This window comes from Streptomyces sp. NPDC018026 (assembly GCF_044327745.1).
In the GTDB taxonomy this organism is placed as follows: domain Bacteria; phylum Actinomycetota; class Actinomycetes; order Streptomycetales; family Streptomycetaceae; genus Streptomyces; species Streptomyces rubrogriseus.
The window spans coordinates 352,980-368,848 of record NZ_JBIRFY010000004.1; the positions used below are offsets into that span (position 1 = coordinate 352,980).

Here is a 15,869-nt window from a genome sequence, read left to right on the forward strand (position 1 = left end):
AGCCGATGGCCGAAGCGTCCGCCACGGAGCCGGAGCGCCCGGACCAGGAGATCGCGGATGACGCCGTCATCGCCACCCGCGCGCTCACCAAGCGCTACCGCGGCGGACAACTCGCCGTCGACGGTCTGGACCTGACCGTCCCGGCGGGCAGTGTCTTCGGCTTCCTCGGGCCCAACGGCTCCGGCAAGACCACCTCCATCCGCATGCTGATGGGGCTGATCGAACCCACCTCGGGCAGCGCCCGGGTCCTCGGCCGGCCCATGCCGCGCGCGGCCCGCACCGTACTGCCCCGGGTCGGCGCCCTCATCGAGGGCCCGGCCCTGTACGGCTTCCTCTCCGGGCGCGACAACCTGCTGCGCTACGACGCCGCCGACCCGACCGCCGACCCGCGCACCCGGCGCGAGCGCGTCGCCGCGGCGCTGGACCGGGTGGGCCTCGCGGCCGCCGGCGGCAAGAAGGCGAAGGCGTACTCGCTCGGCATGAAGCAGCGGCTGGGTCTCGCCGCGGCGCTGCTCCAGCCGCGCCGACTGCTCGTCCTGGACGAGCCGACCAACGGACTCGACCCCCAGGGCATGCGCGAGATCCGCACCCTCGTACGCGAACTGGCCTCCGACGGCACCACCGTCTTCCTCTCCTCCCACCTGCTGGACGAGATCGAGCAGGTGTGCACCCACGCCGCCGTGATGGCACAGGGACGGCTGATCACCCAGGGCCCGGTCGCCGACCTGGCGGCCGGGGCACGTGGCCGGCTGGTGGTGACCACGCCGGACCCGGGCGACGCCGCCCGGGTGCTGAAGGAGCAGGGGGCCGCGGACGTGGTCGTCGACGGGGACCGGGTGACGGCGGAGCCACCGGAGCGCGACCTCGCCGAGGTGAACGCGGCGCTGGTCGCGGCCCGCGTCCGGGTCCGCGGCTTCGTGGTGGAACGGGCCTCGTTGGAGGACGCGTTCGTGGCGCTGACCGGGGAGGGCTTCGATGTCGCGGGCTGATGTGCGGGACGAGCCGGTGGGGGAGTCCGCCGGCGGTGCGCAGCGCCCGGGTACGCACCCGGGCCCAGGTGCCGCACGGACCCCGAGTCCGCTGTGGTCCCTCGGACTGTTCCGCAGTGAACTGCTGACCACCTTCCGGCGCTGGCGCACCCTCGCCCTGCTGGCCGTGCTCGCCACCGTGCCGGTCCTGGTCGGCATCGCGGTGAAGATCGAGACGAGCGACGGGTCCTCGCTCAGTGGCGGTGGCGGCGGTGGCGAGGGACCGGCGTTCATCTCGCAGATCAGCAACAACGGGCTCTTCCTGGTCTTCACCGCGCTGGCCGCGACCCTCCCGTTCTTCCTGCCGATGGCCATCGGCGTCGTCGCGGGCGACGCGATCGCGGGCGAGTCGAACGCGGGCACGCTCCGCTACCTCCTGGTCGCCCCGGCCGGCCGCTCCCGGCTGCTGCTCACCAAGTACGCGACGGTGATCGCCTTCTGCCTCGCCGCCACCCTGGTGGTCGCGGTCTCGGCGCTGGCGGTCGGCGCGCTGCTGTTCCCGGCCGGAGACCTGATCACCGTCTCCGGGACCCGGATCACCTATGCCGAGGGGCTGGGCCGGGCGCTGCTGATCGCCCTGGTCGTGGCCGCCTCACTCGTCGGTATCGCGGCTCTCGGCCTGTTCGTCTCCACCCTGACGGGCAGCGGCATCGCGGCGATGGCCACCACGGTCGGCCTGCTGATCACCGTCCAGATCCTCGACCAGATCCCCCAGCTCGACGCCCTCCAGCCGTACTTCTTCTCGCACTACTGGCTCTCCTTCGCCGACGTGATGCGTGAACCGGTCTACTGGGACGACCTGGTGAAGAACCTCGGCCTCCAGGCCCTCTACGCGGCGGTCTTCGGCTCGGCGGCCTGGGCCCGGTTCACGACGAAGGACATCACCGCGTAGTCGGGACCCGGTCATGGCGCCGTCACGGCGCCCGCCTGCTCGTACGGGAACCGCGCGAACGGCGCCTCCCGCGCGAAGAAGGTCTTGGCGCGGGCCAGCGCCTCCGTGTCCCGCAGGACGTCACCGGGCTTGCTGCCGTTGCCCAGCAGCACCCCGCCGAAGCGCATGCCCATGTACGCGGCCGAGTTGCTCAGGGCTCCGATCAGCGGGTCGGCGACCTCCCGCTCCTCGTGGGCGAGCGCGGTGACGCCCCACAGGGTGCGGCCGGCCAGGGTCGCCTTGAAGTCGAGGCCGGGGGTGCGCAGCCAGCCGGACCAGTGGTCGAGGTAGCGCTTGACCGGTGTGGACAGCGTGTACCAGTACAGCGGCGAGGCGATCACGATGTCCGTGGCGGCGAGGGTGGCGTCGAGCAGCAGGCGCGCGTTGCCCTCCGTGGGGCGCGTGTGGTCGCTGTCGTGCCGCAGGTCCTCGAACTCCGGCAGGGGGTGCCGGGCGAGGTCGATCCAGCGCTGCTCGACGTCCGCGGGCAGTTGGTCTGCGGCGCGACGGGCGAGCAGCTCGGTGTTGCCGTCGGGGCGGGTACTGCCCGGCAGGAAGAGGAAGCGGCGCGTCATGAGGACCCCCAGGGTCGATCGGCGACAGACGGTAACCTGCGCATGCATTATATGCATGCGCATCTGCCTGTCCATGGGGGAGCGGTCATCGCGCGGCGTGACCTCCTGGAACGAGCCTGTGACACCCCGGTGACGTGAGAATCGGGAGCGAGCGGAGAGACTCGAAGCAGGTGCACGACAGGCATGACAGGCTCTGGACGGCAGGGAACGGAAACCGCCGACGGAAGCCGCCGATGAGTGGGGGAACGATGTCTCGACTCGGCCGCGACAAGCAGCGGGAACACGAGCGCGCCGAGGGCTCGCCCGGTCCCGCGACGACGCCGATCGACGTCCACGTGCCGGACGGCGACCGGGGCGCACGCGGTGCCTCGGTCGACGGTTCGCGGGTCGTCGCGGCCCCCGGCGAGGAGATCCAGAACGCCGTCCTGAACCGCCTCCACCGCCTCGCCCTCGCCGCCGGCCGTCCCGTCCTCGCCACGATCCACGACCGGCGCATCGGCTACTCCGTCCCCCTCCGGGTCGACCCGGACGGCTCGAGCCACCTCGCCGCGGACCCGGTGCCGACGGCACCGGAGGGGGCGCACGAGGAGGCTGCCGTGAAGTCCACCGTCGAATCCCCTGCCGAGTCCCCCGTCGAATCCCCCGACGAGTCCCCCGCCGAGTCCCCCGTCGAGGCGCCCGCACGGCACGACGGGCCCACGCACGTCCTGCGCGCGGTGGCACCGGCCCGGGACGGCATGCCGACGTTCCCGCTGCCGGCGGTGCCCGGGACGGAGCGGGAGCGGTCCGGCAGCGCCTCCGCGCCGACCTTCACGCTGCGCGCCCTGCCGGAGCCGGCCCGGGCGACGCCGCCCGGCACGGTGGCGCCGCCGACGGGTGCGTTCGGGCCGCCGCCCCGCATGGACGGTGCGTCCACGGCCGGTGCCGCGCGAGACGCGGCGCCGCGACCGGCGTTCGGCCCCTTCGCCGTACCGGAGCCGACCTCGGCACCCGAGCCGGTTCCTGGGCCGGTTCATGAGCCGGTTCCCGGGTCGACTCCTGAGTCGATGCCTGAGCCGGAAGCCGCGCCCGCTCCCGCCGCCACGCCCGCCCCCGCCCCCGCTCCCAAGTCGGTCCCCGACCCGTATTCCGACCCCGATCCCAAGCCCACCCCGGCCCGCGGCTTCGACGCCGTGGCCGAGGCCGTGCTCGGGGACGCGCCGCTCACCGTTCCCGGCGACGCCACCACCCCGGCCCTGCTCGCGGAGCCGACGGCCCGTATCAATGAGGCCGTCAAGGAGGGACGTACGGAGGCCGCGGCGCGGCTCGCCGAGCAGACGCTGACGGAGGCCTCGGACACGCTCGGGCCGGAGCACGCGGAGGTGCTCCGGCTCCGTGAACTCACCGCGTACATCGCCTACTTGTCCGGCGACCCGGGCCGTGCCTTCCAGCTCTCCCTCGACCTGGCCCGGATACACCGGCGCTCGGGCGACGCCGAGGCCGCGTACGGCAACGTCCAGAGCGCCGCCACCGCCTGGCGTGCCGTACGCGACCCCGCACGGGGCCTGGAACTGGGGAACGACCTGGTCGGCCTGTGGTCCGAACTCGCCGCCGAGGACGGCCCGGCCGCCGAGGACGCCGAGCAACTGGAGTCCGCCCGCACCCGCATGGGCCGCCTCGCCGAACGCGCCCGCGCCCAGGCCGGCTGACGTCGTCGGCCGGTCGGTGTCCGCGCGGGGACGCTCGCCCTACTGCGACACGCCTACTGCGACAGTTCCCAGACCGCGTAGGCGATGGCGTCGCTGTTGCGGTCCAGGGCCGTGTCGTCGATGTTGGCGGTCGTGTCGCAGGACGAGTGGTAGCAGCGGTCGAAGGGCTGGCCCACGGTGCCACCCCACTTGGCCGCCTGCGCGGACGTCTTGCGGTAGTCCGCGCCGCTGAAGAGGCCGCCCACGGGGACGCCCGCGTTCTTGAAGGGTGCGTGGTCGGACCGTCCGTCGCCCTCGGTCTCGATCTCCGTGGAGATCCCGATACCGGAGAAGTAGTCCTTGAACGTCTTCTCGATCGTGGGATCGTCGTCGTAGACGAAGTATCCGGGGTTGGGCGAGCCGATCATGTCGAAGTTCAAGTAGCCGCTGATCTTCGCGCGTTCCGCGGAGCCGAGGCTGTTGACGTAGTGGCGGGAGCCGACGAGTCCCAGCTCCTCCGCGCCCCACCAGGCGAAGCGCAGGTGCTTTGCCGGCTGGTAGCCGGACCGGGCGACGGCGAGGGCGGTCTCCAGGACGGCCGAGGAGCCGGAGCCGTTGTCGTTGATGCCGGGCCCGGAGGCCACACTGTCCAGATGTGACCCGGCCATGACAATCTGATCGGCGTCGCCGCCGGGCCAGTCGGCTGTCAGGTTGTACCCGGTGCGGCCCGAGGCGCTGAACTGCTGGACGCGGGTGGTGAAACCGGCGGCGTCCAGCTTGGCCTTCACGTAGTCGAGGGAGGCCTGGTAGCCGGCGCGGCCGTGAGCGCGGTTGCCGCCGTTCGCCGTGGCGATCGACTGCAGCTGCGTCAGATGAGCCTTGACGTTGGCTATAGGTATGTCGGGCGCGGCAGCGGCAGTGGTAGCGCCGGTGGGGGCGGCGGGGTGTTCGGGCGCGGACGCCGCACCGGCGGCGGAACCGCCGGCCATCAGCGTGGCGGCGGCGACGGCTCCGGCCGTCAGCGCGCGCCCGGAATGGAGGAGCTTCATGTGGGGGGCTCCGAAGTCCTAGGAGGTCCCTGGGGAGGGGACCCCGCAGTGAATGGGGTGCCTGGATGGTGCGGGCGTGACTGACCGCCCGTCAAGACCGCTATCCGGCCACGGCATCACACATAACGGAAGCCCCCTGGTCGCGCCCTGGCACGTCAGGCCCCGGGTTTGGCCCGCCCTGTCGGTCCTAGTGAACGCAGAACTCGTTCCCCTCGGGGTCCGTCATCACCACCCACTCCCCGCCCGGCTCCTTCACCTGCCGCTGCACGCTCGCTCCCAGCGCCCGGAGCCGGGCGACCTCCTCCTCGCGCCCGCCGTCCGGCGCGTGCACGTCGAGGTGGACCCGGTTCTTGACGGTCTTGGCCTCCGGTACGCGCTGGAACAGCAGTCGGCGTCCCAGCCCGGTGCCGCTCTCCTCCTGGAAGGGGTCGTCCGGGTGGCGCACGGCGGCCAGATCCCGCCAGGCGCGGCGCCCGTGGGACTCGACGGTCAGCTCCGCCGGCACCGCCCCGAAGCCCAGCAGTTTCTCGATGAGCGCGCTGTTGTCCTCCACCTCGTAGTGGAGGGCCGAGGCCCAGAAGTCCGCCTGCGCGTGCGGGGCGGCGGCGTCGATGACGATCTTGATGTGCAGGGGAGCGGGCCTTGAGGTCGATGTCATGTAACCACTTATACTGGTTGCATGAGCGAGCGGGTAGAGGAAGCGCCGGAACCGCCCGAACCGCCGGAACCGCCGAAATCTCCGCGACGGTCGAAGGCGGCCGCGGACCGTCCCCCCGGGCTGACACTGGTGTCGCACGAGGGCAGGTCGTACCGCTTCGACCCGGGTGCGCTCTGCCTCGAACTGCTGACGACGGGAGGGCCGGGCGCCTTCGCGCGCTGGGAGGTGCTGCACGAGCCCGCCGACCTGATGAGCTGGGCCGGGCGCAGCCGGCTGGCGGACGGGCTGGACCTGTCCGTGGACCGGGCGGACGTGGCGCGGACCAGGGCCCTGCGCGACGCCCTCTTCCTCCTCGCCGCCGACCGCGCCCACGGACGGCCGCTGCGGCGAGACCAGCTGGAGGCCGTCAACGCCGCCGCGGCCGAACCCCCGCTCGTCACCCGCCTCGAACCGGACGGCACGCGCGGCTGGGCGCCGGGCGCCACGGGGTCCCGCCTGCTGTCGACGGTCGCGCGCGACGCGATCGAGCTGTTCACCGGCCCGTACGCGGACCGCATCCGTGAGTGCGGTGCCCACAACTGCTTCCTGCTGTTCGTCGACACCTCACGGCCCGGTCGCCGCCGCTGGTGCGCGATGGAGCACTGCGGAAACCGGGAGAAGGTCCGCGCGCACCGCGCCCGGCGGGCACCCGGCACGCGCTGACCCGGGAGCGTACGAAGGGGCCGTTACGGCTTCCCGGCCCCCGCCGCCGGAGTCCCGGAGGCCACGACCCCCGGCTCCCGCGCGGCGGCGGGACCCTTGAGCGGCGGTACGCCCGCGCCCGCCCGGTCCAGTTGTTCCCTCAGCGCCCGTGCGGTCCGGCGGGCCGTGCGCAGGGCGTCCCAGGTGAGCAGCGTCAGCGCCAGCCAGACCAGCCCGAAGCCGGCCCAGCGCTCGGGCGGCATGGCCTCGCCGAAGTAGAGGACGCCGAGCAGGAACTGGAAGACCGGTGCCAGGTACTGCAGCAGCCCCAGCGTGGACAGCGGAACGCGGATCGCCGCCGCGCCGAAGCAGACCAGCGGGATCGCCGTGACGACGCCGGTCGCGGCGAGCAGGGCAGAGTGTCCGGCGCCCTCCGTGGTGAAGGTCGACTCGCCCTGCGCGCCCAGCCACAGCAGGTAGCCGAGCGCCGGCAGGAACTGGATCGCCGTCTCGGCGGCCAGCGACTCGACACCACCGAGGTTGACCTTCTTCTTCACGAGGCCGTACGTGGCGAAGGAGAAGGCGAGGCAGAGCGAGATCCACGGCGGCTGGCCGTAGCCGACGGCGAGCACGAGCACGGCCGCGAAGCCGGTGCCGACCGCCGCCCACTGCGCGGGCCGCAGCCGCTCCTTGAGCAGCAGCACACCCATGGCGATGGTGACCAGCGGGTTGATGAAGTACCCGAGCGAGGCCTCGACGACATGGCCGCTGTTCACGGCCCAGATGTAGACACCCCAGTTGACGGTGATGACCGCGGCGGCCACCGTGACCAGGGCGAGCCTGCGCGGCTGTCGCAGCAGCTCACCGGCCCAGGCCCAGCGCCGTACGAAGAGCAGGGCGACGGCGACGAAGGCGAGCGACCACACCATCCGGTGGGCGAGGATCTCCCCGGCCCCGGCGGGCTTGAGCAGCGGCCAGAACAGCGGGACGAGCCCCCACATCCCGTACGCCGCGAAGCCGTTCAGCAGGCCTACTCGCTGATCACTCCTGGACGACCCGGCCACGGGCACCTCCTTCTCGCACACGGCATGCCGGGGACGGGGAGGCATGCCAGGACGAAGGTAGCGCCGCACCCGGCCGCGTGTCATGCCCGTATCGGAATACGGTCATGACAGGCGGGGCGAGGCGAGGCGGGGTGGGGCAGGGCGAGGCCGGGGTCCGGGGAGGGTGGAGGTCAGCCCTTGAGCGCGACGGCGACGGCCTCGGCGAGCGGTGTCGTCGGGCGGCCGGCCAGCCGGGACAGGTCACCGGTGGAGACGACCAGCTCGCCCTTCTCGATGCCGGCCTCCACGCCCGCGAGGATGCCGGGCATCGGCTCGGGCACCCCGGCCCGGGTGAGGAAGGCGGCGTAGTCCTCGACGGAGACGGGGTTGTAGGCGATCTCCCTGCCCGTCTGCCGGCTCAGCTCGGCGGCGTACTCGGCGAAGCTCCAGGCCTCGTCGCCGCCCAGCTCGTACGCGGTGTTCTCGTGGCCCTCGCCGGTCAGTACGGCGACCGCGGCGGCCGCGTAGTCGGCGCGGGAGGCGGCGGAGATCCGGCCCTCGCCGGCCGCCTGGACGACGGCGCCGTGCTCCAGGACCGGGGCGAGCTGCTCGGTGTAGTTCTCGTGGTACCAGCCGTTGCGCAGCAGCGTGTACGGCACGCCCGAGCCGACCAGCACCTCCTCGGTGGCGCGGTGGTCGTCGGCGAGTGCGGCCGTGAGGCTGCTGGGGGCGCTGGTGTAGGCGAGCAGGGCGACGCCGGCCTTCTTCGCCGCCTCGATCACGACCGTGTGCTGCCGTACGCGGCCCTTGGCGAACTCGTTGCCGGAGATCAACAGGACCCGGTCGCCGGTCGCGAACAGGGTGTCGAAGGTCTCGGGGGAGTTGTAGTCGGCGACCGCGAGCCGTACCCCGAGACCGGCGAGGTCGGCGGCCTTGTCGCGGTTCCGGACGACCGCGGTGACCTGGTCGGCCGGCACCTTCTCCAGCAGCTGCCGCACGACGTGGCGGCCGAGGCGTCCGGTGGCTCCGGTGACGACGATGCTCATGGTTTCAGTGCTCCTTGTGGGGGTGCGTTGTCACTAACCCTAGAAGCTGCGCTAACCATTGGAAAGTGCCTACTTTGAAGTAAGGTACTTACCTGTAGGTAATCAGGAAGGGCCCGGACGGAAGTCGTCCGGGCCCTTCTGGTGTGCCGTTCTGGTGTGCCGTGAGGCGGCTGGCTCGTCAGCCGACGACCGTCCAGGTGTCGTTGCCGGCCAGCAGCGCGGCGAGGTCGCCCTTGCCGTCTCTCTCGACGGCGGTGTCGAGCTGCTCGGACATGAGGGTGTCGTAGACCGGCCGCTCGACCGAGCGCAGGACGCCGATCGGGGTGTGGTGCAGCGTGTCCGGGTCGGCGAGGCGGGAGAGTGCGAAGGCCGTGGTCGGGGACGCGGCGTGGGCGTCGTGGACCAGGATGTGAGCCTCGTTGTCCGCGGTGACGGTGACGATCTCCAGATCACCGGTGCGCGGATCCCGTACGACGCCCTTGGCGTTGTCGGTGCCGAAGCGGATCGGCTGCCCGTGTTCCAGGCGGATCACCGCTTCCTCGGCCTGCTGCTTGTCCTTGAGGGCGTCGAAGGCGCCGTCGTTGAAGATGTTGCAGTTCTGGTAGATCTCGATCAGGGCCGTGCCCGGGTGCTCGGCGGCCTGGCGCAGTACCTCGGTGAGGTGCTTGCGGTCCGAGTCGACGGTCCGCGCGACGAAGGTCGCCTCCGCGCCGAGGGCGAGGGAGACCGGGTTGAAGGGCGCGTCCAGGGAGCCCATCGGGGTCGACTTGGTGATCTTGCCGACCTCGGAGGTGGGCGAGTACTGGCCCTTGGTCAGGCCGTAGATCCGGTTGTTGAACAGCAGGATCTTGAGGTTGACGTTGCGGCGCAGCGCGTGGATGAGGTGGTTGCCGCCGATGGAGAGGGCGTCGCCGTCGCCGGTGACGACCCAGACCGACAGGTCGCGCCGGGAGGAGGCGAGGCCGGTGGCGATGGCGGGGGCGCGGCCGTGGATGGAGTGCATCCCGTAGGTGTTCATGTAGTACGGGAAGCGGGAGGAGCAGCCGATGCCGGAGACGAAGACGATGTTCTCCTTCGCCAGTCCGAGCTGGGGCATGAAGCCCTGCACGGCGGCGAGGATCGCGTAGTCGCCGCAGCCGGGACACCAGCGCACTTCCTGGTCGGACTTGAAGTCCTTCATGGACTGCTTGCCCTCGGCCTTGGGGACGAGCGGGAGCAGTGCGGTGGCGTCAGCCATCGATGGCCTCCTTCAGGACCGTGGCGAGCTGTTCCGCCTTGAACGGCATGCCGTTGACCTGGTTGTACGACTGGGCGTCGACCAGGTACTTCGCCCGGATCAGGCTGGCGAGCTGACCGAGGTTCATCTCCGGGACCACCACCTTGTCGTACCGCTTCAGCACCGCGCCCAGGTTGGGCGGGAAGGGGTTGAGGTGGCGCAGGTGGGCCTGGGCGATCTGTTCCCCGGCACCGCGCAGCCGACGCACGGCGGCGGTGATGGGCCCGTACGTCGAGCCCCAGCCCACAACCAGCGTCCGCGCGCCGTCCGGGTCGTCGACCTCCAGGTCGGGGACGTCGATACCGTCGATCTTGGCCTGCCGGGTGCGGACCATGAAGTCGTGGTTGGCCGGGTCGTAGGAGATGTTCCCGGTGCCGTCCTGCTTCTCGATGCCGCCGATCCGGTGCTCCAGGCCCGGTGTGCCCGGCACCGCCCAGGGGCGGGCCAGGGTCTGCGGGTCCCGCTTGTAGGGCCAGAACACCTCACTGCCGTCGTCCAGGGTGTGGTTGGGGCCCTGCGCGAAGCGCACCGTCAGGTCCGGCAGTTCGTCCGGCTCGGGAATCCGCCACGGTTCGGAGCCGTTGGCGAGATAGCCGTCGGAGAGCAGGAAGACCGGAGTGCGGTACGTCAGCGCGATGCGGGCGGCCTCCAGGGCGGCGTCGAAGCAGTCGGCCGCAGTGCACGGGGCGAGGACCGGGACCGGTGCCTCGCCGTTGCGCCCGTACATCGCCTGCAGCAGGTCGGCCTGCTCCGTCTTGGTCGGCAGACCGGTGGAGGGGCCACCACGCTGGATGTCCACCACCACCAGCGGCAGCTCCAGACTCACCGCGAGCCCGATCGTCTCCGACTTCAGCGCCACCCCCGGACCGCTCGTCGTCGTCACCGCCAGCGAACCGCCGAAGGCCGCACCCAGCGCCGCGCCGATCCCGGCGATCTCGTCCTCCGCCTGGAAAGTGCGCACACCGAAGTTCTTGTGGCGGCTCAGCTCGTGCAGGATGTCGGACGCCGGGGTGATCGGGTACGAGCCCAGGAAGAGCGGCAGGTCCGCCTGCCGGGACGCGGCGATCAGACCGTAGGCCAGGGCCAGGTTCCCGGAAATGTTGCGGTAGGTGCCGGGCGGGAACGCCGTCGCCGCCGGCGCCACCTCGTAGGAGACCGCGAAGTCCTCGGTGGTCTCACCGAAATTCCAGCCCGCCCGGTAGGCCGCGATGTTCGCCGCGGCAATCTCCGGCCGCTTCGCGAACTTCGACTTCAGGAACTTCTCCGTGCCCTCCGTGGGCCGGTGATACATCCACGACAGCAGTCCGAGCGCGAACATGTTCTTGCTGCGCTCGGCCTCCTTGCGGCTGAGGTCGAACTCGCCCAGCGCCTGGACGGTCAGCGTGGTCAACGGCACCGGATGCAGGTGGTAGCCGTCGAGGGAACCGTCCTCCAGCGGAGAGGTGTCGTAGCCGACCTTCTGCATCGCCCGCCTGGTGAACTCGTCCGTGTTGACGATGATCTCCGCGCCGCGCGGCAGGTCGCCCACGTTCGCCTTCAACGCGGCCGGGTTCATCGCCACCAGCACGTTGGGGGCATCGCCCGGGGTGAGGATGTCGTGGTCGGCGAAGTGCAGCTGGAAGGACGAGACGCCCGGCAGGGTGCCGGCGGGTGCCCGGATCTCGGCCGGGAAGTTCGGCAGCGTCGACAGGTCATTGCCGAACGACGCCGTTTCCGAGGTGAAACGGTCGCCGGTGAGCTGCATCCCGTCGCCGGAGTCCCCCGCGAACCTGATGATCACCCGGTCCAGTCGGCGGACGTCCTTCGCCGCCACCGGTTTGCGCTGTGCTCCCACGACGGTCTCGTCGGTTCCGTCGGCCTGCTCCGCTGGGCTGCTGACCTGGCTGGTCACTTAACTGGACCTCCCTCGGGACGGCTGTCCGGGGACTGGTCTCCCACCGACCGTCCCAGGATCAACCCTACGTCCGTGCGTCATGACTTCCGGTGGACATTCGCATGATGGACCCGACTTCGAGATGGCCCACAGCCCGGGAATCCCAAGGTTTTCCCGCCCGGCACCGGTGAGGACGCACGCCGCCCGTCCTCCGGTTTCTCATTCGTCCGGATGAGCGTTCGCCTCGCCGGACGGGCCGGTGTTACGGGCCGGTGTTTCCGAGGCGTGGGCCGCCGATGTCAGGAATTGAGATAGGTCAGCACCGCGAGCACCCTGCGGTGATCGCCGTCGCTGGGGGACAGCCCCAGCTTCATGAAGATGTTGCTGACGTGCTTCTCGACGGCCCCGTCGCTCACGACGAGCTGCCGGGCGATCGCCGAGTTCGTCCGTCCCTCGGCCATGAGCCCCAGCACCTCCCGCTCACGCGGGGTGAGCCCGGCGAGGACGTCCTGCTTGCGGCTGCGTCCGAGCAGCTGCGCGACCACCTCCGGGTCCAGCGCCGTACCGCCCTGCGCCACCCGCACCACCGCGTCCACGAACTCCCGCACCTCGGCCACCCGGTCCTTGAGCAGATAGCCCACGCCCCGACTGGAACCGGCCAGCAACTCCGTCGCGTAGCGCTCCTCCACGTACTGGGACAGCACCAGCACGCCGAGACCGGGATGCGCCTTGCGCAGCCGTACCGAGGCCCGCACCCCCTCGTCGGTGTGCGTGGGCGGCATCCGTACGTCCGCCACCACGACGTCCGGCAGCTCGCCCTGCGCGTCCAGCTCGGTGATGGTCTTGACCAGTGCCTCACCGTCGCCGACACCGGCCACGACCTCGTGCCCGCGGTCGGTCAGCAACCGGGTCAGCCCCTCTCGGAGCAGCACTGAATCCTCGGCGATGACCACCCGCACCCTGTCCTCCACGATCCTCGGTCCCCCCACAGCCCCGTGCACCTCACGGCCCGCGCGGCACGCGCCGCGTACACGAACCGTCCGTGCGACAGGTCCAGCATCCCAGCTTCGGAGGCCGGATGCCCCAGGGCAACGGGAAGAGAGCGAGAAGTCCCGGGTATCGATCCCGTTATCGGTCCGGCAGTCGTCCGGCAGCCCGTCCAGCAGTCCGTCGGCAGTCGTCCGGCTGTCGGTCCGGCTGCAGTCCGGGTTCGGCCACTCGACGGCCGGTTCTCGACGGCCCGTTCCCCGGCACGGCGCCGGGCCGCCGCCGCTGTGCCGGTCAGCCGGTGACCGGCTCGTTCCGCCAGGGCAGCTCCGCCGTGATCCGTGTCGGGCCTCCGGCCGGCGAGTCCACCACGAGGATCCCGTCCACCGCGTCCAGCCGCTCCGCCAGACCGGCCAGCCCGGACCCGGCCGACGCGTCGGCGCCGCCCACGCCGTTGTCCACGACCTGGAGCATCAGCCGGTTCTCCACCCGCCAGACCTCCACGGCGGCCGACGTGGCCCGCGCGTGCTTGCTGATGTTCTGGAGCAGCTCCGAGACGGTGAAGTAGGCGATGCCCTCGATCGCCGAGGCCGGCCGCTCCGCCAGGTCGACCTCCACCCGCACCGGCACGGTGCAGCGCGAGGCGACCGAGGAGAGCGCCGCGTCCAGACCGCGGTCGGTCAGGACCGCGGGATGGATGCCCCGGGCCAGGTCCCGCAGCTCCTGGAGCGCCGTCTTCACTTCACCGTGCGCCTCGTCCACCATGACGGCCGCGGCCCGGGGGTCCTCCTTCAGCTTCTCCTTGGCCAGGCCCAGGTCCATGGCGAGGTTGACCAGGCGGGCCTGTGCCCCGTCGTGCAGGTCGCGCTCGATGCGCCGCAGGTCGGCGGCGGCCGTGTCGACCACGACCCCCCGGTCCGACTCCAGCTCCACGACCCGCGTCGCCAGCCGGGACGGTCCGAGCAGCCCGTGCACCATGAGCCGGTCCACCGTCGTCAGCGCCCGCACCAGCCACGGCGTCGCCAGCGTGAACAACAGACCGACCAGCGCGGTCACGGCGATCTCGAAGGGGTTGTCCAGGTAGACCCGGTGCGTCTCGTCGCCGTACAGCTGGAGCCCGTCCTGGCCCGCGTACACCGGGAACACCCAGAACCACAGCGGGTACGTCAGCATCGCCCACCCGAACGCCCAGACGTTCACGGCGACGACGAACGAGAACACCGACCACGGGAACTGCAGCACCGCGTACAGCAGGCTCCGCCAGGAGGCGCCGCTCTTGAGCACGGCGCCCATCCAGCCCATCGCGCCCTGCTTCTTCAGCCGCAGCGGCTCCGGCTCGGAGACCCGCAGGCCCAGCAGGGCACGGGCCCGCGCCCGCTCCATCGCCCCGAAGCCCCTGCACCCGGCGAGGGCGGCCGCCAGCACCGGCACCCCCAGGAACGTCACCAGCAGGCCCGCCCCCAGCGACACCATGGTCACGGCGTACGTGAAGAGCAGGATGCCGACCGGCAGGCCCACCAGGACATAGCCGAACTCCCGCCAGCTGCGCGCCTCGAACGGTGCCCGCAGCCCCGCCGGCAGCCGGTGGCGCCGCTCACCGGTGTGCCCGGGGAAGCCGGACCCGCTCCCGAGCCCGTAACCCTGTCCGTATTCCGTGGCCATCGGTGCCGTCCCTCTCCTCGTCGCGCTACGGCTGTGCTGTCGTAACTCCACCCTCCTCGACCGCGGCGCCACGGCCCATGGAGCCCGTCGGCGTCTGCGGAGTGGGGTTTTCCCTACCCCCTGGGGCGCGAGCCGGCCGCGTTGGCTTCCATACGGTCCCGCCAGGGCAGCTCGGCCGTGATCGTGGTCGGGCCACCCTCCGGCGAATGGACGACGAAGAGACCGTCGACGGCGGACAACCGGTCGGCGAGGCCCTTCATCCCCGTACCACCGTCGAGGCGCGCGCCGCCGCGGCCGTTGTCCTCCACCTGTATGAGCAGCCGGTCGGACGACCGCCACACCTCCACGGAGGCCGAACTCGCCCCACTGTGCTTGCTGACGTTCTGGAGCAGCTCCGAGACGGTGAAGTAGGCGATGCCCTCGATGGCGGCCGCGGGGCGTTCCGCCAGGTCGGCGGTCACCTTGACCGGCACGGTGCAGCGGGAGGCGACCGAGGAGAGCGCCGCGTCCAGGCCGCGGTCGGTCAGGACGGCCGGATGGATGCCGCGAGCGAGATCCCGCAGCTCCTGCAGGGCCAGCTTCACCTCGCCGTGCGCCTCGTCGACCATGGCCGCCGCCGCGTCGGGGTCCTCCAGGAGCTTCTCCTTGGCCAGGCCGAGACCCATGGCGAGGTTGACCAGGCGGGCCTGTGCCCCGTCGTGCAGGTCGCGCTCGATGCGCCGCAGGTCGGCGGCGGCCGTGTCGACCACGACCCCGCGGTCCGACTCCAGCTCGGCGATCCGCCGCTCCAGCTCGTCGGACGGGGACAGCAGCGCCCGCACCATTGCCCGGTCGGCGTTGGCCAGGCCCCGCGCGATGAACGGCAGCACGGGCCACAGCACGAACAACGACGTCAGGGTGACGATGAACGTGGCGGCGCTCCAGGGGAACCGGATGAACTCGTACAGGACCGTGCGCCAGCCCACCGGGTCCTTCAAGGACATCCACAACTGTGCGAAGAAGCCGCGCCCGCTCCGCAACGGCAGCGGGCTCGGCTCGTCCACCCGCACCCCGAGCAGCGCCCGGGCCCGCGCCCGCTCCAGCTTGCCCAGCTGCCGCGCGCCCAGCAGGCCGGCCGCCAGCAGCGGGAGCCCGATCACCGTGACCGTCAGTCCGATGCCGACGAACAGCATCGTCACCACGTAGGTGAAGCCGATCAGCGCCGCCGGGAAATTCGCCAGCAGGTGGGCGATCTCTTTCCAGGTGTGCCGGTCGTAGACGAAACGGGCCGGCGGCAGGCGGTCGCCGGCCGCTGCGCCGGTGGTCCCGGCGAGGCTGGATGTCGAGAGGCGTTCGGTCATACACGTCAGCGTGCCGTGCGGCGCGGCGCCGCGCCATGAGGTGGACCGCCGGG

General features: G+C 71.6%; 14 protein-coding genes. 4 read left to right on the top strand and 10 right to left on the bottom strand.

The genetic code is table 11. The features are described from left to right. The first annotated feature begins 5 nt into the window (after window positions 1–5). Window positions 6–989, top strand: coding sequence for an ABC transporter ATP-binding protein (locus ACH4D3_RS15650; protein WP_398322016.1), 984 nt, complete (start codon window positions 6–8; stop codon window positions 987–989). Beyond that, entirely contained in the window at window positions 976–1,920 is a 945-nt protein-coding gene (locus tag ACH4D3_RS15655; RefSeq protein ID WP_398322019.1) for an ABC transporter permease, read from the top strand. The genes ACH4D3_RS15650 and ACH4D3_RS15655 overlap by 14 nt, the downstream gene beginning before the upstream one ends. 11 nt (window positions 1,921–1,931) lie before the next feature. On the opposite strand, the gene ACH4D3_RS15660 is transcribed toward ACH4D3_RS15655, so the two are convergent. Beyond that, entirely contained in the window at window positions 1,932–2,534 is a 603-nt protein-coding gene (locus ACH4D3_RS15660) for a flavodoxin family protein (protein WP_398322022.1), read from the bottom strand. A gap of 248 nt (window positions 2,535–2,782) precedes the next feature. Here ACH4D3_RS15660 and ACH4D3_RS15665 point away from each other — a divergent pair, with 248 nt between their 5' ends. Beyond that, entirely contained in the window at window positions 2,783–4,222 is a 1,440-nt protein-coding gene (locus ACH4D3_RS15665; RefSeq protein WP_398322025.1) for a tetratricopeptide repeat protein, read from the top strand. Between the two features lie 53 nt (window positions 4,223–4,275). Here the strand turns inward: ACH4D3_RS15665 and ACH4D3_RS15670 are convergent, their stop codons facing one another. Further along, window positions 4,276–5,250, bottom strand: coding sequence for a M28 family metallopeptidase (locus tag ACH4D3_RS15670; protein ID WP_398322028.1), 975 nt, complete (start codon window positions 5,248–5,250; stop codon window positions 4,276–4,278). Between the two features lie 187 nt (window positions 5,251–5,437). Next, window positions 5,438–5,908, bottom strand: coding sequence for a VOC family protein (locus ACH4D3_RS15675; protein ID WP_398322031.1), 471 nt, complete (start codon window positions 5,906–5,908; stop codon window positions 5,438–5,440). Between the two features lie 21 nt (window positions 5,909–5,929). Between ACH4D3_RS15675 and ACH4D3_RS15680 the strand changes: the two genes are divergently transcribed. Continuing rightward, entirely contained in the window at window positions 5,930–6,610 is a 681-nt protein-coding gene (locus ACH4D3_RS15680; protein ID WP_398322034.1) for a CGNR zinc finger domain-containing protein, read from the top strand. A 23-nt stretch (window positions 6,611–6,633) separates the two neighbouring features. Here ACH4D3_RS15680 and rarD read toward each other — a convergent pair whose 3' ends face one another. The 7 genes from rarD to ACH4D3_RS15715 all read right to left on the bottom strand — a co-directional run bounded on the left by rarD (window position 6,634) and on the right by ACH4D3_RS15715 (window position 15,816). After that, window positions 6,634–7,653: an EamA family transporter RarD gene (rarD, locus tag ACH4D3_RS15685; RefSeq protein ID WP_398322037.1), complete on the bottom strand. Its 1,020-nt coding sequence runs from the start codon at window positions 7,651–7,653 to the stop codon at window positions 6,634–6,636. Between the two features lie 170 nt (window positions 7,654–7,823). Beyond that, window positions 7,824–8,678 carry an SDR family oxidoreductase gene (locus tag ACH4D3_RS15690; protein ID WP_398322040.1) on the bottom strand — a complete coding sequence of 285 codons (855 nt, stop codon included), beginning with the start codon at window positions 8,676–8,678 and terminating at the stop codon, window positions 7,824–7,826. A 178-nt stretch (window positions 8,679–8,856) separates the two neighbouring features. Continuing rightward, window positions 8,857–9,915 (bottom strand): 2-oxoacid:ferredoxin oxidoreductase subunit beta, encoded by a 1,059-nt coding sequence (locus ACH4D3_RS15695; protein ID WP_398322043.1) that lies wholly within the window; start codon window positions 9,913–9,915, stop codon window positions 8,857–8,859. Next, a complete protein-coding gene (locus ACH4D3_RS15700; RefSeq protein WP_398322046.1) occupies window positions 9,908–11,845 on the bottom strand; it encodes a 2-oxoacid:acceptor oxidoreductase subunit alpha in 1,938 nt (645 codons plus the stop codon). The genes ACH4D3_RS15695 and ACH4D3_RS15700 overlap by 8 nt, the downstream gene beginning before the upstream one ends. 281 nt (window positions 11,846–12,126) lie before the next feature. Next, complete coding sequence (locus ACH4D3_RS15705; protein ID WP_275898184.1) at window positions 12,127–12,786, bottom strand: response regulator transcription factor; 660 nt, start codon at window positions 12,784–12,786, stop codon at window positions 12,127–12,129. Window positions 12,787–13,108: 322 nt separating this feature from the next. Next, complete coding sequence (locus ACH4D3_RS15710) at window positions 13,109–14,476, bottom strand: sensor histidine kinase (protein WP_398322049.1); 1,368 nt, start codon at window positions 14,474–14,476, stop codon at window positions 13,109–13,111. Between the two features lie 113 nt (window positions 14,477–14,589). Further along, the gene (locus ACH4D3_RS15715) at window positions 14,590–15,816 is read right to left on the bottom strand and encodes a sensor histidine kinase (protein WP_398322052.1); all 1,227 of its coding nucleotides are present in this window, start codon (window positions 15,814–15,816) and stop codon (window positions 14,590–14,592) included. Window positions 15,817–15,869 lie beyond the last annotated feature (53 nt).